The following is a 26,360-nucleotide window of genomic DNA, read 5'->3' on the forward strand; positions in this document are numbered from 1 at the left end:
TCCTTTTTTCTTGTTGTGATGAGCTTAGGCCAAGGTGGTGTCTCGGGCAAACGGGCCTCACACGATCCGCGAGGTCTTGTTGCCCCAATAGCGGTCGCGCAGCAGGCGCTTGTAGAGTTTTCCGGTCGGCAATCGCGGCAGTTCGGCCTCGAAATCGACCGTGCGCGGCACCTTCTGGCGTGACAGCGACGTTGCGCAGAATGCGATCAGTTCCTCGGCGAGGTCCGGTCCTGGCGCGACGCCGTCGATCGGCTGCACCACTGCCTTCACCTCTTCGCCGAGATCGGCATTGGGTACGCCGAACACCGCGGCATCGGCGACCTTGGGATGGGTGATCAGCAGGTTCTCGCATTCCTGCGGATAGATGTTCACGCCGCCGGAGATGATCATGAAGGTGGCGCGGTCGGTGAGATAGAGGAAGTTATCGTCGTCGACATAGCCAACGTCGCCGACCGTGCTCATGCTGCCGTCCGGCGAGCGGGACTCGGTGGTTTTGGCGGGTTCGTTGAAATATTCAAAGGCCGTCGCGGTCTTGAACCACACCGTGCCGGGTGTTCCCTTGGGACAAGGCTGCATGTTCTCGTCGAGGATATGCAAATCACCGAGCAGCACCCGGCCTACGGTGCCGCGATGCGCCAGCCACTCCTTGCTGTCGCAGGCGGTAAAGCCGAGGCCTTCGGTCGCGCCATAATACTCGTGGATGATCGGGCCCCACCATTTGATCATGTCGTCCTTCACCAGCGCCGGGCAGGGCGCGGCGGCATGGATTGCGATCTCGAGCGATGACAAGTCGTAGCGGCGGCGCACCTTCTCGGGCAGCTTCAGCATCCGCGAGAACATGGTCGGCACCAGCTGGCTGTGGGTGATGCCCCATCTCTCGATCAGCTCGAGGTAACGCTCGGGATCAAAGCTCTCCATGATGACGACGGTGCCGCCGATGCGGATGGTGAGATTGACCGCGGCCTGCGGCGCGGAGTGGTAGAGCGGCGCCGGCGACAGATAGACCATGCCTTCGCGGTAGTGCCAGAGCTTGGTCAGGAAATCGAACAGCGGCAGGTTCTCTGACGGCGGCTGCTCCGGCAGCGGCCGCAAAATGCCCTTGGGGCGGCCGGTGGTGCCGGAGGAATAGAGCATCGCGGTGCCCGCGAACTCGTCCGCGATCGGTGTGCTCGGCAGGCCGGCGGTCGCCTGTTCCAGCCCGACGATACGATCGCTCTCGCTTTGGCCGTCGACGACAATGCAGAGTTCTACGTCGGAGCATTGCTTCAGCGCCTCGCGCGCAATGTCGAGCTTCAGCTTCGAGGTGATCAGGATCCGCGACTGGCTGTTGGTGAGGATATAGGCGAGTTCGCTCGCGGTGAGGAAGGAGTTGACGCAGGTAAAATACAGGCCGGAGCGCTCGCCGGCGCCGCAGGCCTCGAGGTAGCGGTTGTTGTTCTCCATGAAGATCGAATAGTGGTCGAGCCGCTCCATCCCGCGCTTGCGGAACAGGTGTGCGAGGCGGTTGTTGCGCGCCTCCAGCTCGCGATAGGTGACGATCTCGCCGGTCGCAGCCATGATGAAGGCGGGCTGCAGCGGGCGCAGGTAAGCATGCTTGCCGGTGTACATCGAACCTCATTTTCCCCTAGGCAGCCATCATCAGAATTTCACGCACCTGGGCCGGGCCGTCGATCTGGCGCGGATTGCGCGGCACCCAGGGTGTTCGCATCGCCTGCACCGCGATTCGGTCGAAATGCTCGGGGCCGACGTGCACGTCCTGCAGGCTGCGCGGCATGCCGAGATCGCGGATGAAGCGGTCGAGCACGTCGCCGGCGTCTTCGCCCGGATGGCCCATCGCGGCCGCGACCAGCGCCTGGCGGTCGGCATTGTCGCGTTTGTTCCAACGCATCACCGAAGGCAGCATCACGCAGGACGTGTAGCCGTGCGGCACGTCGAACTCGGCGCCGAGCACGTAGCCGATGCCGTGGCTGGCGCCCATCGGCACGCCCGAGGCGAGCGGGCCGGTCGAAAGCCAGGTGCCGATCTGGCAGTCCATCCGCGCGGAAAGATCCTTCGGATTCGCCTTCACTCGCGGCAGGCCTTGGGCCAGCATTTCGAGGCCCTTGAGCGCCTGCGCGTCGCCGTAAGGGTGCGCCTCGCGCGAACAGATGCCCTCGACGCAATGGTCGACGGCGCGGATGCCGGTCGACAGGAACAGCCAGTCCGGCGTGTGCACCGACAGTTCCGGATCGAGAATGGTCGCGCGCGGCATCACCAGCGGATGGCGCAGCATCTCCTTTTGCCGCTTGGCCTCGTTGGTGACGCCGGCGATCGCGGAGAACTCGCCGCCGGCGATCGTGGTCGGCACGCTGATCTGGCGCACGACAGGCGCCTTCATCTCGGGCGAAACGCCGCCATGGGTCCTGATACCGTCGATGCCGTCCGATGTGGTGACGTTGTTGGCGAGGCAAAGCTGCACCGCCTTGGCGCCGTCGGTGATCGAGCCGCCGCCGATGGTGACGATCAGGTCGGCTTTGGCGGCGCGGGCCTGTTCGGTCGCCGATATGACCGCGGCGCGCGGCGTGTGTGCCGGCATCCGGTCGAAGGTGCCGACACAGCGGGTTCCGAGCGCCTGGCGGACCTTGTCGATCTCGTCGGTCTCGCGGTTCAGCGTCCCTGATACCATCAGGAAGGCGCGTTGCGCGCCGAGCCGGTCGAGCTGCTCGACGACGGCCTCGCGAGCGGGCCGTCCGAACACGACCTCGTCCATGGCGCCGAATACGACACGGCCTCGATGCACGCGGCTGTCCTCCCTTGTCTTGCCTGCCTTTGCCGGCAGCGGTTCGGGGCAGGTTAGCGGAGGAAATCCGGGCCGTCATCAGGGGCGGGGGGTGGTATGGTGCGGTTGACCCGGTCATTCCGCTGCTGTCGTCCCTGCGAAAGCAGGGACCCATAACCACAGGGTTGCGTTGTTGAAGTAAGCTGTGGCCCCAGCGTCGCGCAACAATTGCCATTTGTGGCTATGGGTCCCGGGTCAAGCCCGGGACGACAGCGAATTTGTTACACGGCTGGTGAGTCATACGTTCGCATACAGGTTTCGACTGAGTTGCCCGTCGGGTCATTTTGTCGCGCGCCACGGCATGCTACAGCTCGGCGACAATGGAAGGAAGCATGGGCATGACTGTATCGGTGGATCTATCGAAACTGCACATCGACGACTTCACGCCGCACAAGGACGCCGTCTTCGAACTGCAGGCAACCGAGCGTGTCGTGCTGCTCAAGCTGACCAAGGTCGATCCGGCCGGCAATAGCGGGCGGCAGGGTGGTGCGTTCTCGCTGCTGTTCGTCGGCCCAAAGGCTGACGCGTTGCCGCAGGCGATCTATCCGGTCAAGCATCCGGCGCTCGGCACGATGGAGATCTTCCTGGTGCCGATCGGGCCAGTCGCGGACGGCAACGGCTATCAGGCGATCTTTACCTGAGCGTCGGCTGTGGCGCGCCAGCGCATCAGGTCGTAGACGCCCTTGTCTTCCTCGGTGACGAAGCCGAGCCGGCGGTAGAGCCTCATGGCGGGATTGAACTTCTCGACATGGATCGACATCGCTTTGCCGGCTGCCGCGGCCTCGTCGAGCAGGTCGCGGATCAGCGCGCCGCCGAGACCCGTTCCGCGATGGTCCGGCAGGAAGGCGATATCGATGATGCAATGTTCGCTCGGCCAGCGGTCGAGATAGAGACGGCCGATGTTCTCCCCGGCCCGCATCGTCACCAGCCAGTAGGCCGTCGGATAATACTGCTGGTAATGCGCATGCTGGGCGCGGAACTGCATGTCGAGGAACGCGGCCTTCTGATCCTCGCTCCACGGCGCCGCAGCGAGCTCCTCGGTGCGGGTCGACGCATAGAGCCGCGCGAGGAACGGCAAATCGGCATCGGTGATACGACGGAAGGTCAGGCCTGTATCCGCGGCGCGTTTCCATCCGACCGCCGCGCCGTCCGTATCCGCACTCACAACATCATCCGCCATGGCGGCTTTAGGTGCGCGGCGGGAAGATGCCTTGCATCGCGATGCAGAAATTCAACGTGAGGTAGGGCATCAGGTTGTTGTGAGGCTGACTGCCACCCACCGGCAAAATCGAACCGGTTTGGGAAAATTGCACGAGCGGGGTCAGTGTCGTGCTGTAGGCTTGGCCCGGATTTGCTCTTGCTAGCGCGCGCGCCGGACTGGGTGTGGCCAGGTCTGATGTCCCGATATTGCCCTGGATCGGATGATTGTGGTTCGGGATTTCCGATTGCAGTACGGTCACCGTATCGGAACCGTCGGTTTGTCCCAGAAAGAATTGGGTGCCGCTGGTGCTTTGCCCCTGCTGCATCGGCGCATTGCCTTGCATGTTGGGCAACGCGAAGTTGCTCTTGCCGTCGCCGCCGTAGGTGGTTCCGAGCAGGGAGAAGAGCGCCGTGTTCTGCGAGAGCGGCAGGAGCTGCCCATCGCAGAAGGCCCAGCCCTTCGGCGGAAAGTTGAACGGGAAGATGCGTATCTCGGCCACGAATGGATCAGACATGGTCCCGTCCTAGGTTTGGCTTGGAAAGATGCCGAACAGCGAAATAATGAAGTTGACGCACAAATAAGGCTGCATGTTATCGTGAGGCTGGCTGCCGCCGGTGAACGAGCATGCCGAATTTGCCATCGGCGAGGCCGCCGCCGCCTCGCGGTAGATTTGCGTCGCTCCCACCGATCCGACGACATTGCCCGCGACGGTGCTGACCAAGGCGTTGTTGAGCGACGCTCCCATGGGATGGGAGTGAGAGGGAATTGTCTGGACGGTCAGTGTGACCGTTTCCGCGCCCGCGTTCTGTCCAACGACGAAACTGTTGCCCTGGTGCATCGGCAGGCGGCCTTGCAGGTTGGGCAGCTGGAATGTCTGCTGGCCGTCGCCGCCATAGGTGGTGCCGATCAGGTTGAAGAGAACGTCGTTGTCGGAAATGGCCAGGGTCTGCCCCTGGCAAAGCGCCCAGCCGGCGGGCGCAAAATTGCCGCCGAACATCCGAATTTCGCCAACAAAGGGCTGGCTCATGGTGCTTCCTTTTAGTTCTGCGAGGGGAAAATGCCCTGCAAGGCGATGCAAAAGCTGATCGTGAGATAGGGCTGCATGTTTTCATGGGCCTGCGAGCCGCCGACATTGCCGACGGTGCTCGGCACCAGCGAGGTCATATTGCTGGCGGCAGTGTAAAGATTGGCTGACGTCGCCATCAAAGTACCGGTGACTACCGGGGCATTGGCGTTGTTGGACGTGCCCTGAAAGATGTGCGGGTGCAGCGGCAGCTCCGATATCGTCAGGGTGTGAGATTGTTCACCCCCGAGTTCGCCCAGCGTGTGGCCGGAGCCCATATGCATCGGCACCCTGCCTTGCAGGTTGGGCAGTCCGAAATTGACCCGTCCGTCGCCGCCATAGGTGGTGCCGAGCAGCGAGAACAGCGCCTGGTTCTGATTGATCGGCAACAACTGCCCGTTGCAGAGCGCCCAACCCTTCGGCGGGAAGTTGAACGACATCATCCGGACTTCCGAGAGAAACGGTACGGACATCGATCCTCCGCTAAACTATCTGTTTTGCGAGTGTCTTGATGAAACTGTCTTGATGAAACTGTCTTGATGAATAAGAAATGTCTAGTAATGCGCATCATGCGACGACGAAGCGCACGATAGCGTGTTTTCAGGTAAGCGCAACCTCAACGATAGCTCGGCTTCCGTAATTTTTTGTTCGATCGCCTGTCGCGTGATCTGCCCGCGAAAACAGCGTCACGCATCGATCATCCGCGATGCGGCGCCACATCAGAAACGCCTGCCGAATCGATCCGGCAGGCGTTGTGTTTGTATCATCCCGGGTCAAACGATCAGGTCGTGATGATAGCCGCCCAGGGCTACGGTGTGAGTGTCGGTCGGCAAGGCTCCGACGCCGCCTGAAGCATCACCCAGTCCAATAGTGCTGTGGGCGTCATGCCAGCTCAGGAGGTCGGCCCAATTCCCCTGCGTGACGCCGGGGCTCATCGCCGGGCTTGCGACAGTGACGTGTTGCGCCGGTGCCGAGGTGAACGCGGAGAAGTCGAAACTGTCGCCTCCGATCAGGCCGACGGGCGTGACGGTGCTCGGTGGCGGCGGCGACGCATCGGTGTGGGCGAACACGAAAGCCCCACCCGCGCTGCCGCCAATCGAATGGCCGCTGTCGCTCGGGGCCACCGGCGGCGCTGCTGGCGACGGCGTTGAGGCCGCTGGCGCAGCGCCAACACTGACCGGGGGCGCCGCCGTATTGCTGGCGATAGCCTGGAAGGCGGAGTTCGGCGCCACACTGGCATGTGCGACGTCGGTGGCGGTCGGCAGCCGGCGTTCGCCGTCGGCGAGGCCGATATACATCAGGTCGTTGGTATCGGAGGGCGACGTGGAATCGGGCAGGCCGAGCACGTGCCCCAATTCATGGACGACGGTGGTCAAGAGATCGATGTGACCCGCTGCGGCGCTCGATGCATCCGTCAGCAGATTGGTTCCGGAGGCATTGAGGGCGTGGGTGAATTCAGAATTAACAGACGGTGTCGGATCGACAAACCAGCCTTGGCCGGCGGCATCGGTGTCAACAGTGATATGGCCGGACCCTTCCTGGCCGAGGATCTGGCCGGACAGGTCGGCGACGCTGAAGGTGACGGCCTGTAGTGCGGCGATCTGGGCCGCGCTGGCGCCGGCTGCCGCCCATTCGGCGATGGCTGCCGCCACGACCGAGTCGAGCTCGTTCTGCGTCAGGTGCATCTCGCCTGTGGTCGGCGTCGAAGCCTGCACGCCGCCTGCCGCGGTGAGCAGCGGCGCGACCACCGCGGGAAGTGCCGGCAGCGTGGTGACCAGCGTCGTCGAGCCGCTTCCGCCCGTGGTGTCGACGTTGGGCGACCCATTATTGTCGTCGGTAATGACGCCCTGTGGAGTGCCTGAACCCGAGCCGTTCTTCGACAGGTTCAGATGGGTGGAACTGTTGAAGTTGCTCAGCTCGACGTCGGTGGCGTAGAGCGAGTTATCGGTCAGGGTGTTTTTGGTGCCGGTCACGCCGTTCCCCGAACCAACGACGATATTCGTCGTGCTGGTGTCGGTCGCCGTCGCGCCATTCTCGACGTCGAGTGCGGCAAACGGAAAAGCCGAGGTCGGAGACGACACCGAGTTGCCATACAGCGTGGCGTTCAATGTCGAGCTGCCGTCATTGTTCTGCAACGCGATACCGGAGTCGCCGACCCCGGTGATGGTGTTGTTCTGGATCAGCGTCGTCAGGGAGCCGTGGCCGGCGTCGCGGACGAAGATGCCGTCGGAGTTCGAGCCCGACAGCGCCGGGCCGACCTGGTTGCTGGCGATGGTGCCGGACATGGTCCCGTTGTCCTGGCCCTTCGCGACGAAGATGCCGACGGTATCGAACGCGTTGGCGCCGCCGTCGGTCAGAATGTTGTGCGAGATGTCGAACGTGGTGGTCGCGGCGGAGACATTGCCGCCGGATCCGCTTCTGATATCGACCGCGGTGCCGCCGCCGGGAACGATGGCCTGGCCGTTGTGGAACGTATTGCTCCGGACCACGGCGTCCATCGACGTGTTGTTGTTGGCCGCGAACGCGATGAAGTCGGCCTTGGTGCCGGCAAAGGTGCTGTTGGTGACGGTATAATTGGCAGTCGCGGTGTTGTAGACCTGCCCGCGGACGTTGTCGTTGCCACCGGTCGTGTTGATCAGGCCGAACGTGTCGCTGTCCATCGTCAGCCGGTTCAGCGTGCCGCTGGTATTGTAGAGGTCGATATTCCCCTGGTATCCGCCGGAGATGCTCGATCCCGTGATCGAGGAGGTGCCGAGCAGATTGTCGAACCGGATGCTGCTCTCCTCCTGGTCCCCGGCATTGTTGGTGCCGTTGGTGCCGCTGATCGTGCTGTTGGCGAGCGTGAAGCCGGTGACGTTGTTGCCGTAAATCGCAAAGTTGCTGAAGTCGTGCAGCGCCACGTCGGTCAGCGAGACGTTGGACGTACTGTGCAGGTAAATACCGGTGCCGCCGTTGCCCGATGTCGTTTGCCCGCCGGCGTCGGTGCCGGAGAGGATGTCGCTGCCCGTCTTGCCATTGATCGTGCCGCCGGAGCCGGCGGCCCCGGTGCCGGTGATCGTCAGCCCGCCGGACGTTCCCGTGGTGTCGAGAATGATGCCGGCATGAGTCGATGAACCCGTGGACGAGATGCTCTGGAAGGTCAGGCCACTGGCGCTGATCGTCGTGTTCTCGATGTCAAGCGCGGTGCCCGTGAGGGACAATATCGTGTTGCCCGTGCCGGTCACGGCCACGGTGCCGCCATGGGTGAAGCCCAGGCCGTTGCCCGACGCCGTGCTGACCACGATACCGGACATCGTGACGGTGCCGACACTGTTGCCGTCGTCGCTGATGCCCATTCCGGTGCCCAGCGTGGTATCGACGGCGACGTGCGAGATGGTGTGGCCCGAAGTGCCGAGCAGATCGATACCGTTGTCGGCGGAACCGGCGGTCAGCTTGATGACCGGATCGGTGCCCGAACCGACATTGGCGGTCACCACCGCGCTGGTCACCGGATTGGTGAATTGCAGGGTCTGGCTGCCGCCGATCAGGTTGACGCCATTGGCGAGGTTGATGCCGTTGGCTTCGCTATAGGTGCCGGTGCCGTGCTCCAGCACGACGTAATCGCCCGAACCCGCCGGGTTCGCCGCGTTAAAGGCCGCGATCGACGTGTAGGGGTTCGCCTCGGTACCGGCGTTTGTGCTGCCGGCCGCCGAATTGTCGATATAGAACACCTGCGGGACGACACCGACATGGAAGGTGTGAGCGCCCGAGGTCTGCGGGCCGCCGGTGCCGGTGTTGCTGTTGTCATTGACGTTCAGCGTCACCGTGTCTGAGCCGGTGAAGCCATCGTCGCTGTTGTAGGTCAGCGTCGCCAGCGCGGTGTTGACCTGCGCGACCGTGCCGGTGAGCGTCACGGTGTGGGTGTCGTTGTTGGTGAAACTGGCGAGCCCTGTCGTGGTGAAGTTCAGCGCCGCGTGACCCGAGGAGATCGTCGCGGTGACGTTGCCGCTGCCGGCATCGACGTCGGCGACGGACAGCCCCGAGATCGCGAGATCGGTGTGCGAAAACGCGGTGCCGATCGATGAATCCGCGGGGACGGCCGCGGTCGGCGCATCGTCGACCGCAGTGACGGTCCCGGTCGTGCTGGCCGAGCCGGTGTTGTTGTTGGGCGCGCCCGTGGCGCCGTCATCGACCGCGGTCACGGTATAGGAGCGCGCGGTCTGGTCGGGATTCTCGCTGGTGTTGTTGAACTGGATGGAGTCGAGCACGGAATTGTAATTCGAGATCGTGTCGGTGCCCGTTAACGTCACGGTTTCGGTGGTGGCCGTGCTGCTGATGTCGAAGTGGATGCTGCCGATATCGCCGCTCGCCCCGGCATGGCCCGAGATCGACAGCGCATCCGACGGCTTGAGGTCGTTCAGCACGAAGGTCGCGCTGGTCAGATTGCTGCTGTCGACGTCTGATATCGTGAGGCTGGGCGCAATCGTGATCGGGACCGAATTCGCGGCCGGCGTGCCGTTCGGCGGCTCGGTGAAGCCGGTGATCGCGCCGAAGGTCACCACCGGCGGATCGTTGACCGGCGTGACGTGGATGGTCGCGGTTGAGAGGTTGCTCGGGAGCGTGCCGTCATCGACGCCGTAGCTGACGGTGCGATCGAGCCCGGACGGGTTGTCGCTCGAGTTGAAATAGGTGACCGAGTCGAGCGCGGCCGCGTAGTTCGCAACGCTGGACGAGCCGGTCAGGCTCAGCGCGCCGGTCAGGGCGTTGTACGAGCCATGGATGCCGTTCTGGTCGGTGAAGCCGAGCACATCCTCGCCAGAGACGAAGTTGCTGGAGATCGTCACCGTCGCGCTGACCATGTTGGCGTTGTCGACGTCTGATACCGTGACGGTCGGATCGATCGCGGTCGCGACCTGGTTCTCGAGATAGTTCAGCGGGCTGCTGGCGCCGGCTGACGTGACCGGCGCGTCGTCGACCGGCGTGACATGGATGGTGTCGGTGACCGCGGTGGAGTTGGCGGTGCCGTCATTGGCAATGATCGTGACGGTGCGGTCGAGCCCGGACGGATTGTCGCTGTTGTTGAAATAGGTCACTGAGGCGAGCGCGGCCTGGTAGTCCGCGACCGTGTCGCTGCCGGTCAGCGTCAGCATGCCGGTCGCGGCGTTGAACGAGCCGGTGATGTGGGCGGTGTTGACGAAGCCGAGGATGTCCTGGCCGTTGGCGTAGTTGCCCGATATCTGCACCGTCGCCGATGCGAGCGTGGTGTTGTCGACGTCGGACACGGTGATCGCCGGGTCGAACTCGGTGGCGGGCTGGTTCTCGATGTAGTTAAGCGCGTGGCTGGCGGTGACGACGGGCGGATCGTTGACCGGCGTGACGTTGATGGTGTCGGTGACGTGTGAGCTGTCGAGCGTGCCGTCATTGGCTACGATGGTGACGGTGCGTGGCGCGCCGGACGGGTTGTCGCTGGTGTTGAAGTAGGTCACGGAGTCCAGCGCGGCCTGATAATCGGCGACGGTGTCGCTGCCGGTCAGGGTCAGCGTGCCGGTCGCGGCGTCGAACGAGTGGGTGATATGGGCGGTGTCGGTGAAGCCGAGGATGTCCTCGCCGTTGACGTAGCCGCCAGTGATCTGCACCGTCGCATGCGCGAGGTTGGCATTGTCGGAATCGGTGACCGTCATCGCCGGATCGATCGCGGTCGCGGCCTGGTTTTCGGTATAGGCCAGGGTGTGGCCCGCGGTGACGACCGGGGCCGCATCGATAACGACGGCGATGGTGAAGCTGTGCTGGCTATGCAGCGTGCCGTCGCTGGAGTCGACCGTGATGTCGTAGGACGGATCGGCTATGTGGATCTTGCTGGGATCGGCGACCGTGACCTTGCCTGTTGTGGGATCGATGGTGAAGGCGCCGCCGGAGGTGTCGCCGACCAGCGAATAGGTCACGGCCGGTCCATTGACGTCGGTCGAGGACGCGGTGATGCCGACATAGGTACCGGCCGGCGCGCTGATCGCGACCTGGTCGACGGAGGCATCGCTGTCGACCGGGGTCGACGGCGCGACGTCGGTGACTGCGATGACGAAGGCCTGCGAGTTGGTCAGCGTGCCGTCGCTGGCCTGCGCGGTGACGGTGTAGGCATGGCCGGCTGCGGTTTCGTAATCGATCTTGGTGGCATCGGCGACGGTGATGATACCGGTCGCTGCATTGATGGTGAAGCCGCCACCGGAGGTGTCGCCGACCAGTGAATAGGTCACGGCCGGGCCGTTGACGTCGGTCGAATGCGCGGTGACACCGACGGTCGAGCCATTGGCGGCACCCTCGACCACGGTGTTGGCGGCGGCGTCGCTGTCGGTAGGTGTCGACGGCGCGGCGTCGGCGACGGCGATGGTGAAGGTCTGCGAGTTCGTCAGCGTGCCGTCGCTGGCCTGCGCGGTGACGGTGTAGGCGTGGCCGGGCGCGGTTTCGTAATCGATCTTGGTGCTGTCGGCGACGGTGACGACGCCGGTCGCGGCATTGATGGTGAAGCCGCCGCCGGATGTGTCGCCGGTCAGGGAGTAGGTCACGGCGGGGCCGTTGACGTCGGTCGAATGCGCGGTGACGCCGACGGTGGAGCCGTTGGCGGCGCCCTCGGTGACCGCGTTGGCGGTCGCGTCGGTGTCAACCGGCGTCGATGGCGCAACGTCGCTGACGGCAATGGTGAAGGTCTGCGAGTTGGTCAGTGTGCCGTCGCTGGCCTGCGCGGTGACGGTATAGGCATGGCCGGGCGCGCTTTCGTAGTCGATCTTCGTGCTGTCGGCGACGGTGATGACGCCGGTCGCGGCATTGATGGTGAAGCCGCCACCGGAGGTGTCGCCGGTCAGCGAATAGGTCACGGCCGGACCGTTGATGTCGGTCGAGGACGCAGTGACACCGACGGTCGAGCCGTTGACCGCACCCTCGGCAATCGTGTTGGCGGCGGCGTCGCTGTCGACCGGGGTCGAAGGCGCGGCGTCGGTGACGGCGATCGTGAAGGCCTGCGAGTTCGTCAGCGTACCGTCGCTGGCCTGCGCGGTGACGGTGTAGGCATGGCCGGGCGAGCTTTCGTAGTCGATCTTGGTGCTGTCGGCGACGGTGACGACGCCGGTGGCCGCATTGATGGTGAAGCCGCCGCCGGAGGTGTCGCCGACCAGCGAATAGGTTACCGCCGGGCCGTTGACGTCGGTCGAATGCGCGGTGATGCCGACGGTCGAGCCATTGGCGGCACCTTCGACCACCGTGTTGGCGGCGGCGTCGCTGTCGGTGGGTGTCGACGGCGCGGCGTCGGTGACGGCGATGGTGAAGGTCTGCGAGTTTGTCAGCGTGCCGTCGCTGGCCTGCGCGGTGACGGTGTAGGCATGGCCAGGCGCGGATTCGTAGTCGATCTTGGTGGCATCGGCGACGGTGATCACGCCGGTGTTGTGGTCGATGGTGAAGCCGCCACCGGAGGTGTCGCCGGTCAGCGAGTAGGTTACGGCCGGGCCGTTGATATCGGTCGAATGCGCGGTGATGCCGACGGTTGAACCGTTGGCGGCGCCTTCCGTAATCGTGTCGGCCGACGCGTCGCTGTCGACCGGCGCCGACGGCGCGACATCGGTGACGGCGATGGTGAAGGTCTGCGAGTTCGTCAACGTGCCGTCGCTGGCCTGCGCGGTGACGGTGTAGGCATGGCCGGGCGCGGTCTCGTAATCGATCTTGGTGGCATCGGCGACGGTGACGACGCCGGTCGCGGCGTTGATGGTGAAGCCGCCACCGGAGGTGTCGCCGGTCAGTGAATAGGTCACGGCCGGGCCGTTGACGTCGGTCGAGGACGCGGTGACACCTACGGTGGAGCCGTTGGCTGCGCCTTCCGCGATCGTGTTGGCGGCGGCGTCGCTGTCAGTCGGCGCCGATGGCGCGACATCGGTGACGGCGATGGTGAAGTTCTGCGATGTCACCGTCGCGCCGTTGGTGGCCTGCACATCGACGGTGTAGGCGTGGCCGGCCGCGGTCTCGTAGTCGACCTTGGTGGCATCGGCGACGGTGACGACGCCGGTCGCGGCATTGATCGTGAAGCCGCCGCCGGAGGTATCGCCGATCAGAGCATAGGTCGTCGGGGGGCCGTTCGGATCGATCGCGGACGCGGTGATGCCGACCGTGGAGCCGTTGGCGGCGCCTTCCACGACGCTGTTGGGCGCCGCGTTGGTGTCGGTCGGCGCGCCGATCGTGACATCGTTGACGCCGATGGTGAAGGTCTGCGAGTTCGTCAGCGTGCCGTCGCTGGCCTGCGCGGTGACGGTGTAGGCGTGGCCGGGCGCGCTTTCGTAGTCGATCTTGGTGCCGTCGGCGACGGTGACGACGCCGGTCGCGGCATTGATGGTGAAGCCGCCGCCCGAGGTGTCGCCGACCAGCGAATAGGTCACGGGCGGGCCATTGACGTCGGTCGAATGCGCGGTGACGCCGACCGTGGTGCCATTGGCGGCCCCCTCGGTGACCGCGTTGGCGGTGGCGTCGCTGTCGACCGGTGTCGACGGCGCGACGTCGCTGACGGCGATGGTGAAGGTCTGCGAGTTCGTCAGCGTGCCATCGCTGGCCTGCGCGGTGACGGTGTAGGCGTGACCGGGCGCGGTTTCGTAATCGATCTTGGTGGGATCGGCGACGGTGACGACGCCGGTCGCCGCATTGATGGTGAAGCCACCGCCGGAGGTATCGCCGACCAGCGAATAGGTCACGGGGGGGCCGTTGACGTCGGTCGAGTGCGCGGTGACGCCGACGGTCGAGCCAGCAGCAGCGCCTTCGGCAACCGTGTTGGCGGAGGCGTCGGTGTCAGAAGGCGCCGAGGGGGCGACGTCGGAGACGGCGATGGTGAAGGTCTGCGAGTTCGTCAGTGTGCCGTCGCTGGCCTGCGCGGTGACGGTGTAGGCATGGCCGGGCGCGGTCTCGTAGTCGATCTTGGTGGGATCGGCGACGGTGATGACGCCGGTGTTGTGATCGATCGTGAAGCCGCCGCCGGAGGTATCGCCGGTCAGCGAATAGGTCACGGCGGGGCCGTTGATGTCGGTCGCATGCGCGGTGATGCCGACGGCGGTGCCGGCGGCCGCGCCTTCGGCGACCGTGTTGGCTGCGGCGTTGCTGTCGACGGGTGCCGACGGCGCGACGTCGGTGACGCCGATGGTGAAGGTCTGTGAACTCGCCAGCGTGCCGTCGCTGGCCGAGACCGTGATCGTATAGGCGTGACCGGGTGCGCTCTCGTAGTCGATCTTCGTGGGATCGGCGACGGTGACGACGCCGGTGTGCGGATCGACCTTGAAGCCGCCGCCGGAGCTGTCGGTGGCGAGCGAATAGGTCACGGTGCCGCCGTTGACGTCGGTCGAATGCGCGGTAATGCCGACCAGCGTGCCGGCGGCCGCACCTTCGGCGATCGTGTTGGCGGCGGCATTGCTGTCAGTCGGCGCTACCGGGGCGACGTCGTTGACCGCGATCGTGAAATTCTGCGACGAGGTGAGAATGCCGTCATTGGCCAGCACCGTGACCGTGTAGGCGTGGCCCGCGCTGCTCTCGAAATCGATCTTGGTCGGATCTGCGACCGTGACCACACCGGTGTGCGGATCGATCTTGAAGCCGCCGCCGGAGGAATCCCCCGTCAGCGAATAGGTGACGGGATTGCCGGCCGAACTGGTTGCCGACACCGTGAGGTTGACGGCTGTGTTGGCAGCCGCGCCCTCGAGCACGCTGTTGGCGGCGGAATTGGTATCCAGCGGCGTCGACAGTGAGGCGCTGACCGGCGGCCAGGGGGTGCCGGGAGGACAGCCGAGATAGAGATATTGCAGGCCGTATTGTGCGGCAAACGCCGTCGCGGCGCCGTCGAGGACGATATTTCCTGCCGAATCGAGATGAAGTTCCGGTCGGGTTAAACCACCGATTGTATAGGCAGGTATGGTCGTCATGGTCACTCCTGCAACCGGTCAGAAACCGGTCAATAACTACGCTTGTCGGAAATGATGACGTGTGAACCCGTTCACACGTCGGGGTTGATCGTCTGTGCTGTGTGCAGGGGGCTGTTTGGGTTGGCCGGAAACACGAGAAGGCCGCGCCGTCGGCGCAAATACGCCAGCCAGTTGAAATGCACTTGCCATAACGCAGTCGCCTCACTCACGCCGCGACTGAAACCCATTGAATGTTCAAGAAAAATGCGGCGGCCAACAAAATTCACTCTTTGGCAACCATGACCGTATGGGCGATGCTTCGATGTGTCAATGTATGTCCGGATGAAGGCCTGCCGGTAACCTTGATGGGTACTCCGCACCGGGAGGTAGAGTGCTTCAATTGGCCGCATGCTGGCGCCCGTCGCTCAATATCTTTGCAGCGCACGCGAGGATCGATGCGATGTGACAAGCCTGTGTCACTTACTCGCCTTGTGATTGCTCCATGATGGAACAAGGGGCTAGCTTGCGATCCCGATATGTCAGCGATCCTGCCCCTTCCGCTCGGCCTTAGCGCCCGATCGCGCCGTAAGGCTTTCAGACTGCGTAACTATTTTGCTTGATCCGGCGGCCGTCTTGAACAGACTGGGGGGCGGTCACATCTGTGACGTCCGCCGCGGCGATGTTACGGCGGCCACCTGCGCTGAATTACTGCAGTTTCAATTGGGACGTTCGGCTCTTTGGGGAGACGGAATTGAATTTGACTGACAGAACGGGGCACCCGGCTCCGGCGGCCCGCCTGGAGCGCCATTCGCTGCACCGCTTTGCCTGGCGCAGTCTTGCGCCGGTCGGTCTTGTCTTCGCGCTGGCGCTCGGCGGCTGCGATGACAAGGCGCAATCGCAGGCAGCCGCGCCTCCACCGCCGCCCGTGACGGTCGCGCAGCCGGTCAAGCGCACGGTCACCGACTGGGATGAGTTCACCGGCCGCTTCGATGCGATCGAGGAGGTCCAGATCCGCGCGCGCGTCGGCGGCTTCGTCAACAGCGTCGAGTTCAAGGACGGTGCGATCGTCCATGCCGGCGATCTGCTTTACACCATCGATCCGCGCCCGTTCGAGGCCGTCGCGCAGCAGGCCGAAGGCCAGCTCGCCGACGCACGCGCCAAGGGGGAACTCGCCAAGCGCGATCTCGATCGCGGCCTGAGCCTGGTGCAGACCAGCGCGGTCTCGGAACAAGTCGTCGACCAGCGCCGTCAGGCGTTGCAGGCAGCGCGCGCCGCCGAGACCCAGGCCGAGGGCGTGCTGAAGGCCGCCCAGCTCAACATCGAGTTCGCGCATGTGATCGCGCCGATCACCGGCCGCGTCAGCCGCCATCTGGTGACCCCCGGCAACCTCGTGCAAGGGAGCGAGAGCGGCGCGACGCTGCTGACCTCGATCGTGTCGCTCGATCCGATCTACATCTATTTCGACGTCGACGAGGCGACCTATCAGCGCAACAGCAAGCTCTGGTTCGAAGGCAGGCGTCCGAGCTCACGGGACACCGCCAATCCGGTGCAGGTGACGCTGACCGGCGAAACCAAGCCCTCGCATGAGGGCAAGATGGACTTCCTCGACAACCGCCTGGATGTCTCGACCGCGACGCTGCGCAGCCGCGCGATCATCCCCAACAGCGATCTCTCGATCCTGCCCGGCCAGTTCGGCCGCGTCAGGATCATCGGCTCCGCGCCCTACGAGGCGCTGCTGATCCCGGACACTGCTGTTGCCACCGACCAGTCGCGCAAGATCGTGTTCGTGGTCAAGGACGACAATACCGTGGAGGCCAGGCCGGTCGTGCTCGGGCCGCTCGACGATGGCCTGCGGGTGATCCGCGAAGGCCTCAAGGCGGAAGATCACGTGATCGTCGATGGCCTGCAGCGCGCCCGCGTCGGCGCCAAGGTGACCCCGCAACTGGCCAAGGGATCTGACAAGGCGCCGGCAGGTGCCAAGCCATGAATCTCGGCAGGCTTTCCATCAACCAGCCCATCCTCGCGATGGTGCTGTCGATCGTGCTGCTGATCGTCGGCGCGATCGCCTACACCACGTTGCCGGTCTCGGAATACCCGCAAGTAGTGCCGCCGACCGTCACCGTCACCACGCAATATCCCGGCGCGTCCGCGCAAACCGTGTCCGACACCGTCGCCGCCCCGATCGAGCAGCAGATCAACGGCGTCGAGGACATGCTGTATCTCTACAGCCAGGCGACCTCGAACGGCCAGTTGACCATCACCGTCACCTTCAAGCTCGGCACCGATCTCGACAAGGCCCAGGTGCTGGTGCAGAACCGCGTTGCGATCGCGCAGCCGCAGTTGCCGGAGGAAGTGCAGCGCAACGGCGTCGTCACGCAGAAGAACTCGCCTGACATCCTGCTCGTCGTGTTCATGCTGTCGCCCGACGACACCTTCGACCAGCTCTACATCTCGAACTATTCCCTGCTGCAGGTGCGCGACCAGCTGCTGCGGCTCGATGGTATCGGCGACATCACGATCTTCGGCGCCCGCGACTATTCGATGCGGCTGTGGCTCGACCCCGACAAGATCGCCAATCTCGGCATGACCTCGGGCGATGTGATCGCGGCGGTCCGGGCCCAGAACCTGCAGATCGCCGGCGGCCAGATCGCGGAGCCGCCGATCTCGGATCGCGCCTTTTCGCCGAACCTCGCCTTTACCGGCCGGCTCAAGGATGTCTCGCAATTCGAGAATATCGTGGTCAAGGCCGGCAGCGACGGCCGCACCGTGCGGCTGCGCGACGTCGCCCGGATCGAACTCGGCGCACTGGCCTATAGCACCAACAGCTTCCTGCTGAAGAAGTCGGCGGTGGCGATGCTGGTGACGCAGCGGCCGGGCTCGAACGCGCTGGCGACCTCCAAGGGCATCTACGACACCATGGCGAAGCTCAAGACGAGCTTCCCCAAGGGGCTCGACTACAACATCGGCTACAACCCGACCGAGTTCATTGCCCAGTCGATCCACGAGCTGATCAAGACCATCTATGAGGCGATGATCCTGGTGGTCGTGGTGGTGCTGGTGTTCCTGCAGGGCTGGCGGCCCGCGATCATCCCGATCATCGCGATCCCGGTGTCGCTGGTCGGCACCTTCGCGGTGATGGCCGCGCTCGGCTTCGGAATCAACAACCTCACGCTGTTCGGCCTCGTGCTCGCGGTCGGCATCGTGGTCGACGACGCCATCGTGGTGGTCGAGAATGTCGAGCGGCATCTCGAACATGGCCTGAACCGGCGCGATGCCGCGCTCAAGACGATGGAGGAGGTCGGCGGCGCACTGGTCTCGATCGCACTGGTGCTGTGCGCGGTGTTCGTGCCGACGGCCTTCCTCGGCGGCATCTCCGGACAGTTCTTCCAGCAATTCGCGGTCACGATCGCGGTCGCGACCGCGATCTCCTGCTTCTGCTCGCTGACGCTGTCGCCGGCGCTGGCCTCGATGATCCTGGTTCCGCATGAGGACAAGCGACCGCCGGCGCGCTGGAATGTGCTCGCGCGCGGCTGGTCTGCCTTTACCGGCGTGTTCAATCGCGTGTTCGATCGATTGGCGCACGGTTATGGCGCAACCGCGTCATTTGTGATCCGCCACTCGGTGGTGATGCTGCTGCTTTATGTTGTCCTGATCGGCAGCGCCGGATGGCTGCTCGCCACCACGCCGCAAGGTTTCATTCCCGCGCAGGACCGCGGCTACGTCATCGTGTCGGTCCAACTGCCTGGCGCGGCGTCGCTAACCCGCACCACCGAGGTTGTCCGCGAGATCGAGCGGATCGCGCTCGAGGTGCCCGGCGTGGTCCGCGTGCCGTCGTTTGCCGGCTTCTCCGGCGCGACGCGGACGCAGGCGAGCAACGCTGCGGCGCTGTTCCCGGTGTTCGACGAGCCGGAACTGCGGGCCAAGAAGGGGCAGAGCGCGACCTTGATCACCAACGAGCTGCGCAAGCGGCTGTCGGCAATCCAAGGCGCCTTCATCATCGTGATCCCGCCGCCCGCGGTGCCCGGCATCGGCACCGGCGGCGGCTTCGCGATGCGCATCCAAGACCGTCAGGGCCGCGGGTCGCAACTGCTTGCCTCCGCCACCGACGAACTCGTCGGCGCTGCGCGCAAGGCGCCGGGGCTGACGTCGGTGTTCTCGCCCTACACCGCCAACACCCCGCAGGTGTTCGTCGATATCGACCGTGTCAAGGCGCAGAAGCTCGGCGTTCCCATCGCCAATGTCACCGACACGATCGAGACTTATTTCGGCTCGACCTATGTCAACGACTTCAACCTGTTCGGGCGCACCTATCACGTCACCGCGCAGGCCGATCTGCCGTTCCGCAAGGAGACCACCGACCTGGCGCGGCTGCGCACCCGCAACGCCAATGGCGACATGGTGATGCTCGGCAGCGTCGTGGACTTCAAGGACATCTCGGGCCCCGACCGCGTCGCGCGCTACAATCTTTATCCAGCCTCCGAGCTGCAGGGCGACACGCTGCCCGGCACCAGTTCGGCGACCGCGATCGACATCATGAAGCGGTTGGCGGACGAAACGCTGCCGAGCGGTTTCGCCTATGACTGGACCGACCTGTCCTATCAGCAGGTCAACGGCGCCAGTGCCGGCCTGTACGTGTTCCCGATCTGCGTGCTGTTCGTCTTTCTCGTGCTGGCCGCGCAATATGGCAGCTGGACGCTGCCTTTCGCCGTGATCCTGATCGTGCCGATGTGCCTGTTCGCAGCCACCATCGGCGTTCGCATCATGGGGCAGGACGTCAACATCCTGACCCAGATCGGCTTCGTGGTGCTGGTGGGGCTGGCCGCCAAGAATGCCATCCTGATCGTCGAGTTCGCGCGCGACATCGAGCTGGAGGGCAAGCCGCGGCTGGAGGCGGTGATCGAGGCCTGTCGCTTGCGCCTGCGGCCGATCCTGATGACGTCGTTCGCCTTCATCCTCGGCGTGCTGCCGCTGGTGGTGTCGACCGGCTCGGGATCGGAAATGCGCCAGGCCGTCGGCGTCGCCGTGTTCTTCGGCATGCTCGGCGTCACGCTGTTCGGCCTGGTCTTCACCCCGATCTTCTACATGGTGGTGCGCAACCTGGCCGAGGGGAAGAACGAGGCGAAGCCGGTTGAGACGACGGCGTCCGCGGCGGGGTGAGGTTGCCCGCTGACCTCTCCACCGTCATTCCGGGGCGCGCGAAGCGCGAGCCCGGAATCGATCAGGCCACGCGCTCTGCGGAGAAATGGATTCCGGGCTCGCGCCAAGAGGCGCGCCCCGGAATGACGAGGCAAGCCCATACCTTTGACTGATCGGAAATAGATGGGCAGCGGCAGGGTTATAAAATAACGTCACGCCGAATTTTCCTGATAGAAACTGCTGGGAGAACATAAATGAAATCGGGATTGTTGTCGGGATTTCTGGCCGCCGCCGCAGCGTGCAGCCTGTTGCTTGCGGTGCCGGCGCAGGCTGAAGGCGTCAAGATCGGTGTCCTCAACGATCAGTCCGGCGTTTACGCCGATTACGGTGGCAAATATTCCGTCGAAGCCGCCAGGATGGCGATCGAGGATTTCGGCGGCGAGGTGCTTGGCCAGAAGGTCGAGTTGGTCACCGCCGATCACCAGAACAAACCCGATCTCGCCTCTGCGATCGCGCGCCGCTGGTATGACGCCGATGGCGTCGACATGATCACCGAGCTGACGGCGTCGTCGGTGGCGCTGGCGGTCCAGGATCTGTCGAAGGAAAAGAAGAAGATCGACATCGTGGTCGCCGCGGCGACGTCGGCCATCACGGGCAGCGCCTGCTCGCCCTATGGCTTCCACTGGGCATTCGACACCCATGCGCTTGCAGTCGGCACCGGCGGCGCGCTGGTGAAGGCGGGCGGCGATACGTGGTTCTTCCTCACCGCCGACTATGCGTTCGGCTACGCGCTGGAAAAGGACACCAGCGAAATCGTCACAGCCGCCGGCGGCAAGGTGCTCGGATCGGTCCGTGTGCCGCTGAACTCGTCGGACTTCTCCTCCTTCCTGCTGCAGGCGCAGAGCTCGAAGGCGAAGATCGTCGGCCTCGCCAATGCCGGCCAGGACACCACCAACTCGATCAAGCAGGCCGCCGAATTCGGCATCGTCAAGCAGGGCCAGAAGCTCGCCGGCCTGCTGATGACGCTCGCCGAGGTTCACGGACTCGGGCTCGAGGCGGCGCAGGGTCTGGTGCTGACCGAGGGGTTCTATTGGGACCATGACGACAAGAGCCGCGCCTTCTCCGAGCGCTTCTTCAAGCGCACCGGGCGGATGCCGAGCATGATCCATGCCGGCACCTATTCGGCGACGCTGAGCTATCTGAAGGCGGTGAAGGCCGCCGGTACCAAGGACACCGAAGCGGTGACCAGGAAGCTGAAGGAACTGCCGGTCGACGACGCCTTCGCGCAGGGCAAGGTGCTGGAGAACGGCCGTATGGTGCACGACATGTATCTGTTCGAGGTCAAGAAGCCCTCGGAGTCGAAGAAGCCGTTTGATTACTACAAGCAGCTCGCCGTGATACCCGGCGATCAGGCTTTTCCCAGCGCCAAGGACAGCGGCTGTCCGCTGACGAAGTGAGGCGTGGCTAACGTCACGCGAAGCTCGTGACCCAACACAGCTGTCGTCCCTGCGAAAGCAGGGACCCATAACCACCGAACTTAGTTGCTGCGTCGGGCTGGGGATCCAGCCTTCGCAAAACTGAATCCTGTGGCTATGGGTCCCGGGTCAAGCCCGGGACGACAGCGAGTGTGCGGCGGCTACCGAGCGCTCAATGCACCAACCGCCATACCGCGCCGCCGATCGCCCCGATCCACAGCACCACGACCGCCAGTCCCTGGATGGCGAATCCCCTGCCACGCTTTGCCACCGCCTCGCGATAGCCGATGAAGTAGACGATGCGGCCGATGATCCAGATCGCGCCGAGTGCCGCCGCGGCAGCATCGCCAACGTAGATCGCGAACAGCCAGAGTGACGGCAGGAAGGCCGGCATCCATTCGAGCGTGTTCATCTGGATGCGGTAGATGCGCTCGAAATCCGGATTGCCCGTGGTCGCCGGCAGCTTGACGCCGTAACGCACGCGGGCGCGCGACACCTCGGTCGAGGTGTACAGATAAAATGCGATGGCAAGGCAGGTGATGATGGCCGTGTAGTGATACATCTCAGGCGTCCCTCATTGTTCTTAGTATCCCGTCATCTCAAGATAGCCAATTCCGGCATGGCTGCCTGAAAAGCGGATCGGGCCCTCCCAATAGGGAAGGCTGGTGCCCATCCAGCTCTTCGGATTGAGCGGGGTAGTCTCGATGGCAAGGCCGCGCGCAGGCAGGTTCACGCGCCAAGAGGTCGGCAGGTCGCGGCCATCGATCTCGGTGGTGGCCGTTGGGGTGATGCTGTTGCCGGCGGCGGCGATCTCGGTCGAGCGGCCGTCCGGCGTGATCCAGTTGCCGAACAGGTTTTCCCGGCCGTCTGTCTGGCGCAGCCGGTACAGCATCAGCTTTTCGTCGTTGGGCAGATGCAGCGAGAACCAGTCCCAGCCGGTCTGGTCGGGCGCCAGCGGTTGGCTGCTCCATTCGCGGTCCATCCAGGCGCGGCCCGTGACCTCGACCGGCTTGTCGTCGATGGTGATGCGGCCGGACGCCGCGAAGAACGGCTGGCTGTAATAATAGGACGCCTGTCCGCGATCGGATTTGCGGCTGTAGCCATGGTCGCCCTGCAGCACTAGCGAGCGATCGGCCGTCAAGCGCAGCGCGTAGCTGAAATCGGCGGCCGAGGCCTTTAGCTCAAGGGGCGCGACGGTTGCTGCGTTGAATGGGTCGGCGGCGGCACGCATCTCCCAGGCGTCGATCCAGGCGTGCAACGGCGCGGCTTCGACGCCGGCCTGACCGACGCCGCCACGCGACAGCGTCTCACCAACGCGATGCGTGGCGGCGCTGGTGACGGCGGCGTGCCCCATCCACACTTGCTGATTGGCCCAACCTTCGACGGCTGCGCCCGGCTTCATCGCCTGGCGGAACAGCGTCCACTGCGCGCCATAGGCTGTGCCATTGGTGTCGGCAAGATTCGCGGTCACGTACCACCACTCGATCCGGAAGTCCGGATGTGGACCGTGATCGGGCGGAAACACGAGTTGCCTGCCCGGCGTGACCGTCGCAAATCCCTCGGCGCTCTCGCCGAGGCCGGCAAAGCCCTGCGCGAAGCTTCTCCCGCCAAGAGCAAGCGCCAACGCGCCGCCGGCAAAGCCGCGGCGCGTCATGAGGGCGCTAGCGCTCATTCGCAAAAATCCTGATCAAATTGGCCGGCTGCATGCGCGCCAGTCTGGCGACCGGCAGAGCCGCCGCACAGAGCGCGGCGACAAGCGCCACCGCCAGCAGCTCGATCAGCTGCAGCGGGAACACGTGGAACGGCAGCCGCCAGCCGAACGCCTTGACGTTGACGATCGCAAGCAGGCACCAGGCAACCAGCAGGCCGAGCGGCAGCGCGAACAGTGCGGTGATCAGTGCGACCGACATGGTCTTCAACAGCTCGAGCGCCGCGAGCCGCCGCCGCGTCAGGCCGATCGCCCACAGCGGAGCAAGCTGCGGCAGCCGTGAATTGGCGAGCGTGAGCAGGCTGGTCAGCAACGCGATGCCGGCGACGCCGAGCGTGAAGGCGTTGAGCGCGGCGGTCACCGAGAAGGTGCGGTTGAAGATCCGCTTCGACTCCGCCTTCATCGTCGCCTGGTCGGCGACGTTGCGGTCGTCGAGGCCGAATTTGTCCTGCAGCGCTGTGATCAGCGCCGGGATATTGTTCCGCGAAACGCGCAGGCCCATTCGCGTCAGCGGCGTTTGCGGGAATCGCCGCGTCAGCGCGGCGAAGTTGACCGCGATCTGGCCCTTGGGATTGCCGTAATCGGCATAGATGCCGACGATCTCGAGCGGCCAGTTTCCGCCGGGGGCCGGCACTTCGATCCGGTCGCCGAGGCTAAGCTTCATCCGCCGCGACAGCTGCTCGCTGACCAGACAAGTATCACCAGGGCGCAGCCTGACCCATGCGTTCGGAGCCTGCTCGAGCAACGGCCAACTGTCGCGATAGGTCGCGTGATCAGGCAGGCCGAGCACCTCGATCGGTGTATCAGCGAATTGCGTGTCGGCGCGGCCGCCGGGCAGGATTGCCTCGACCTCGGGACGGTCGCGCAGCCACGCCTTGATTTGCGTGGCCTGCGTGTCGCTTGCGGCACTGACATAGACGTCGGCCGCAAGCCTGCCGTCGAGCCAGACCAGGAAGGTGCGGCTAAAGCTGTCCACCATGGTGCCAACGCCGACATTGACCGCGAGCGCGAGCAACAGCGCCATCAGCGCCAGCGACAGTCCCGAGAGTTGCTGCCGGCTGTCGGCCCAGAACCAGATGCCGACCGGTTGTCGCGCGCTGCGTTCGCCGAGCGCCAGCGCAATATTCAGGATCATCGGCAAGATCAGCGCGGCGCCCAGCATGATCGCGGCGAGCACGGCAAAGCCTGCGATCAGGGAATCGCCGAACCAGATCAGGCCTGCGGCCACCGCGAAGACCGCGATTGCTGCCGCGCTCTGGAACTTGAGCCAGCGCCGCTGCGCCTGCTGCCAGGCCTGCGGCTGCGCCGTCGTCAATACCGGCATCCGGATCGCCTTGGTCAGGCTCACGGCGGCCGCGGCGAGCGCGCCCGCAATGCTGATGACGATTCCGGCGAGCCACCATGCGGGCTTGAGCGAAAGCTGGCCGGGGATTTGCGCCCCATAGAGCCCGCGCAGCGAGGCGGCGACGTCGGGCAGCAAGGCTGCCGCAATGACATAGCCGCAGACCAGGCCGACCAAGCCGGCGACCAGCGCCAGCGACACCAGCTCGATGACCAGCACGGTGTTGAGCATCCGCGCCGAGACGCCGCAGGCGCGCAACGTGCGCAGCATCGGCAGCCGCTGCTCGAAGGCAAGGCCAATCGCCGAGTTGACGATGAACAGGCCGACAAAGAACGACAGCAGGCCGAACGCGGTGAGGTTGAGATGGAAACTGTCGGTGAGACGTTCGAGATCGCTCTCCGCGCTCGGCTCGACCAGGCGGAGCTTGTTGCCGGCGACAGCGTCCAGTGATGTCCGCGGTGCTTTCGATTTGCCGACCAACAGCCGCGACACCTGGTCCGGCAGCTTCAGGATGGTTTGCGCAATTCCGATATCGACGACGAGCACGCCGGGTGCAAGCTCCGGCTGCACGCGCAGTGGCGGCAACGCGACGCCGTTGGCCTGCGGCCTTGCGCCTTCGCCGAGCGCGAGATCGCGCAGCGTCTCCGGCGCCACCAGCATCTCGCCGGGCGGCGTGACGAAGGATTGCAGGCTGCCGCGCGCGACCGCCGGCGCGCTGCCGACCTCGGCGGGCAAGGTCACCGGCTCGACGCCGAGCAGGCGGTAGCTGCGCCCGTCGATCTGGATGCGGCCCTCGAGCATCGGCGACACCGGCCAGCCGGCGCGCCGCAAATCGACGAACAGTTTTTGCGGGAACGTCGCGCTGTCATTGCTCACCAGCATCGCGGTGCGCGAACCGCCGAAGGTGGCGGCGGCGCGGTCATAGGCGGTGCGGGCCTGCTGGTTCAGCGCCTGCACGCCGCTCCACAGCGCGGTGGCCGAGATCAGCCCGATCAAGAGTGTGGCGAGCTGCATCGGATGCCGCCGCCAGTGGCTGAGCAGCACGGCGAGGACCCAAACGGCGCGTCTCACGCGATCACCCCGGCATGCAAATTGACCCGGCGGTCGAGCGTCGCGGCCAGCCGCGCGCTGTGGGTGACCATCAGAAAGCCGCAGCCGGTGCGAACAACCAGATCGCGCGCGAGCCGCAGCACCTCGTCGGCGGTGTCCTCGTCGAGATTGCCGGTCGGCTCATCCGCCAGCAACAACAGCGGCTTCGGCGCCAGTGCGCGGCCGATCGCGACGCGCTGCTGCTGGCCGCCGGACAATTGCTCGGGATAGCGCTTCAGCAGCGGGGCGAGGCCGAGCCGGTCGACCAATTCGTCATGCCATGCCGGATCGTGCCGGCCGGCGATGCGCGACTGGAAGATGAGATTGTCTGATACCGTCAGGCTCGGGATCAGGTTGAATTGCTGAAACACAAGGCCGAGCCGGTCACGGCGCAATTCGGCGCGGCCGGCGTCGCTCAGCTTGGAGACCAGCGTGTCGGCGAGCCTGATTTCGCCACTGTCGGCGGCGTCGAGGCCTGCAATCAGATGCAGCAGCGTGCTCTTGCCGCTGCCGGATTCGCCTGTCAGCGCCACGCTCTCGCTCGCTCCGAGGGCAAGATCGACGCCGCGCAGCACGGCGACATTTTCGCTCGCCGTTCGGTAGCTTTTGGTCAGGCCGGTGACGCGGAGCAC

At 64.9% G+C, this 26,360-nt stretch carries 15 protein-coding genes; 4 read left to right on the forward strand and 11 right to left on the reverse strand.

The features are described from left to right. Positions 1 to 57: 57 nt before the first annotated feature. Together UP09_RS24610 and UP09_RS24615 are read right to left on the reverse strand one after the other, a co-directional pair. Positions 58 to 1,608, reverse strand: a complete 1,551-nt coding sequence (locus tag UP09_RS24610) for an AMP-binding protein (protein ID WP_044540874.1) — start codon at positions 1,606 to 1,608, stop codon at positions 58 to 60. 16 nt (positions 1,609 to 1,624) lie between these two features. After that, a complete protein-coding gene (locus UP09_RS24615; protein WP_044540875.1) occupies positions 1,625 to 2,779 on the reverse strand; it encodes an iron-containing alcohol dehydrogenase in 1,155 nt (384 codons plus the stop codon). Between the two features lie 377 nt (positions 2,780 to 3,156). Here UP09_RS24615 and UP09_RS24620 point away from each other — a divergent pair, with 377 nt between their 5' ends. Beyond that, positions 3,157 to 3,459, forward strand: coding sequence for a DUF6916 family protein (locus UP09_RS24620; protein WP_245302182.1), 303 nt, complete (start codon positions 3,157 to 3,159; stop codon positions 3,457 to 3,459). Here the strand turns inward: UP09_RS24620 and UP09_RS24625 are convergent. The 5 genes from UP09_RS24625 to UP09_RS24645 all read right to left on the reverse strand — a co-directional run bounded on the left by UP09_RS24625 (position 3,441) and on the right by UP09_RS24645 (position 14,999). Continuing rightward, on the reverse strand, positions 3,441 to 3,983 hold the full coding sequence (locus UP09_RS24625) for a GNAT family N-acetyltransferase (RefSeq protein ID WP_245302184.1): 543 nt from the start codon (positions 3,981 to 3,983) through the stop codon (positions 3,441 to 3,443). The genes UP09_RS24620 and UP09_RS24625 overlap by 19 nt on opposite strands. A 22-nt stretch (positions 3,984 to 4,005) precedes the next feature. Continuing rightward, positions 4,006 to 4,533: a phage tail protein gene (locus tag UP09_RS24630; RefSeq protein ID WP_044540878.1), complete on the reverse strand. Its 528-nt coding sequence runs from the start codon at positions 4,531 to 4,533 to the stop codon at positions 4,006 to 4,008. 9 nt (positions 4,534 to 4,542) lie between these two features. Beyond that, positions 4,543 to 5,046 carry a phage tail protein gene (locus tag UP09_RS24635; protein ID WP_044540879.1) on the reverse strand — a complete coding sequence of 168 codons (504 nt, stop codon included), beginning with the start codon at positions 5,044 to 5,046 and terminating at the stop codon, positions 4,543 to 4,545. An 11-nt stretch (positions 5,047 to 5,057) separates the two neighbouring features. Further along, a complete protein-coding gene (locus UP09_RS24640; protein WP_197082734.1) occupies positions 5,058 to 5,555 on the reverse strand; it encodes a phage tail protein in 498 nt (165 codons plus the stop codon). Between the two features lie 300 nt (positions 5,556 to 5,855). Beyond that, complete coding sequence (locus UP09_RS24645; RefSeq protein WP_044540881.1) at positions 5,856 to 14,999, reverse strand: cadherin domain-containing protein; 9,144 nt, start codon at positions 14,997 to 14,999, stop codon at positions 5,856 to 5,858. A gap of 790 nt (positions 15,000 to 15,789) precedes the next feature. Between UP09_RS24645 and UP09_RS24650 the strand changes: the two genes are divergently transcribed. From UP09_RS24650 to UP09_RS24660, 3 genes are all read left to right on the forward strand, one after another. Next, entirely contained in the window at positions 15,790 to 16,965 is a 1,176-nt protein-coding gene (locus UP09_RS24650) for an efflux RND transporter periplasmic adaptor subunit (protein ID WP_502689081.1), read from the forward strand. Further along, positions 16,962 to 20,135, forward strand: a complete 3,174-nt coding sequence (locus UP09_RS24655) for an efflux RND transporter permease subunit (RefSeq protein ID WP_044540882.1) — start codon at positions 16,962 to 16,964, stop codon at positions 20,133 to 20,135. The genes UP09_RS24650 and UP09_RS24655 overlap by 4 nt, the downstream gene beginning before the upstream one ends. A gap of 245 nt (positions 20,136 to 20,380) precedes the next feature. Continuing rightward, entirely contained in the window at positions 20,381 to 21,571 is a 1,191-nt protein-coding gene (locus tag UP09_RS24660) for an ABC transporter substrate-binding protein (RefSeq protein WP_044541201.1), read from the forward strand. A gap of 190 nt (positions 21,572 to 21,761) precedes the next feature. On the opposite strand, the gene UP09_RS24665 is transcribed toward UP09_RS24660, so the two are convergent. The 4 genes from UP09_RS24665 to UP09_RS24680 are packed head-to-tail and all read right to left on the reverse strand — an operon-like array spanning position 21,762 to position 26,360. Then, positions 21,762 to 22,151: an MAPEG family protein gene (locus UP09_RS24665; RefSeq protein WP_044540883.1), complete on the reverse strand. Its 390-nt coding sequence runs from the start codon at positions 22,149 to 22,151 to the stop codon at positions 21,762 to 21,764. Between the two features lie 21 nt (positions 22,152 to 22,172). Then, positions 22,173 to 23,261, reverse strand: coding sequence for a lipocalin-like domain-containing protein (locus tag UP09_RS24670; protein ID WP_044540885.1), 1,089 nt, complete (start codon positions 23,259 to 23,261; stop codon positions 22,173 to 22,175). After that, positions 23,251 to 25,710 carry an FtsX-like permease family protein gene (locus UP09_RS24675; protein WP_044540886.1) on the reverse strand — a complete coding sequence of 820 codons (2,460 nt, stop codon included), beginning with the start codon at positions 25,708 to 25,710 and terminating at the stop codon, positions 23,251 to 23,253. Before UP09_RS24675 ends, UP09_RS24670 begins: the two co-directional genes overlap by 11 nt. Beyond that, positions 25,707 to 26,360, reverse strand: coding sequence for an ABC transporter ATP-binding protein (locus UP09_RS24680; RefSeq protein ID WP_082070266.1), 654 nt, complete (start codon positions 26,358 to 26,360; stop codon positions 25,707 to 25,709). Before UP09_RS24680 ends, UP09_RS24675 begins: the two co-directional genes overlap by 4 nt.

Origin of the sequence: Bradyrhizobium sp. LTSP885 (genome assembly GCF_000938305.1) — a bacterium.
GTDB lineage: Bacteria > Pseudomonadota > Alphaproteobacteria > Rhizobiales > Xanthobacteraceae > Bradyrhizobium.

Coding starts and splice junctions, on each gene's coding strand:
- UP09_RS24610 (WP_044540874.1), bottom strand. CDS start 1,608: ATGTACACCGGCAAGCATGCTTACCTGCGCCCGCTGCAGCCCGCCTTC.
- UP09_RS24620 (WP_245302182.1), top strand. CDS start 3,157: ATGACTGTATCGGTGGATCTATCGAAACTGCACATCGACGACTTCACG.
- UP09_RS24630 (WP_044540878.1), bottom strand. CDS start 4,533: ATGTCTGATCCATTCGTGGCCGAGATACGCATCTTCCCGTTCAACTTT.
- UP09_RS24635 (WP_044540879.1), bottom strand. CDS start 5,046: ATGAGCCAGCCCTTTGTTGGCGAAATTCGGATGTTCGGCGGCAATTTT.
- UP09_RS24640 (WP_197082734.1), bottom strand. CDS start 5,555: ATGTCCGTACCGTTTCTCTCGGAAGTCCGGATGATGTCGTTCAACTTC.
- UP09_RS24645 (WP_044540881.1), bottom strand. CDS start 14,999: ATGACGACCATACCTGCCTATACAATCGGTGGTTTAACCCGACCGGAA.
- UP09_RS24655 (WP_044540882.1), top strand. CDS start 16,962: ATGAATCTCGGCAGGCTTTCCATCAACCAGCCCATCCTCGCGATGGTG.
- UP09_RS24665 (WP_044540883.1), bottom strand. CDS start 22,151: ATGTATCACTACACGGCCATCATCACCTGCCTTGCCATCGCATTTTAT.
- UP09_RS24670 (WP_044540885.1), bottom strand. CDS start 23,261: ATGAGCGCTAGCGCCCTCATGACGCGCCGCGGCTTTGCCGGCGGCGCG.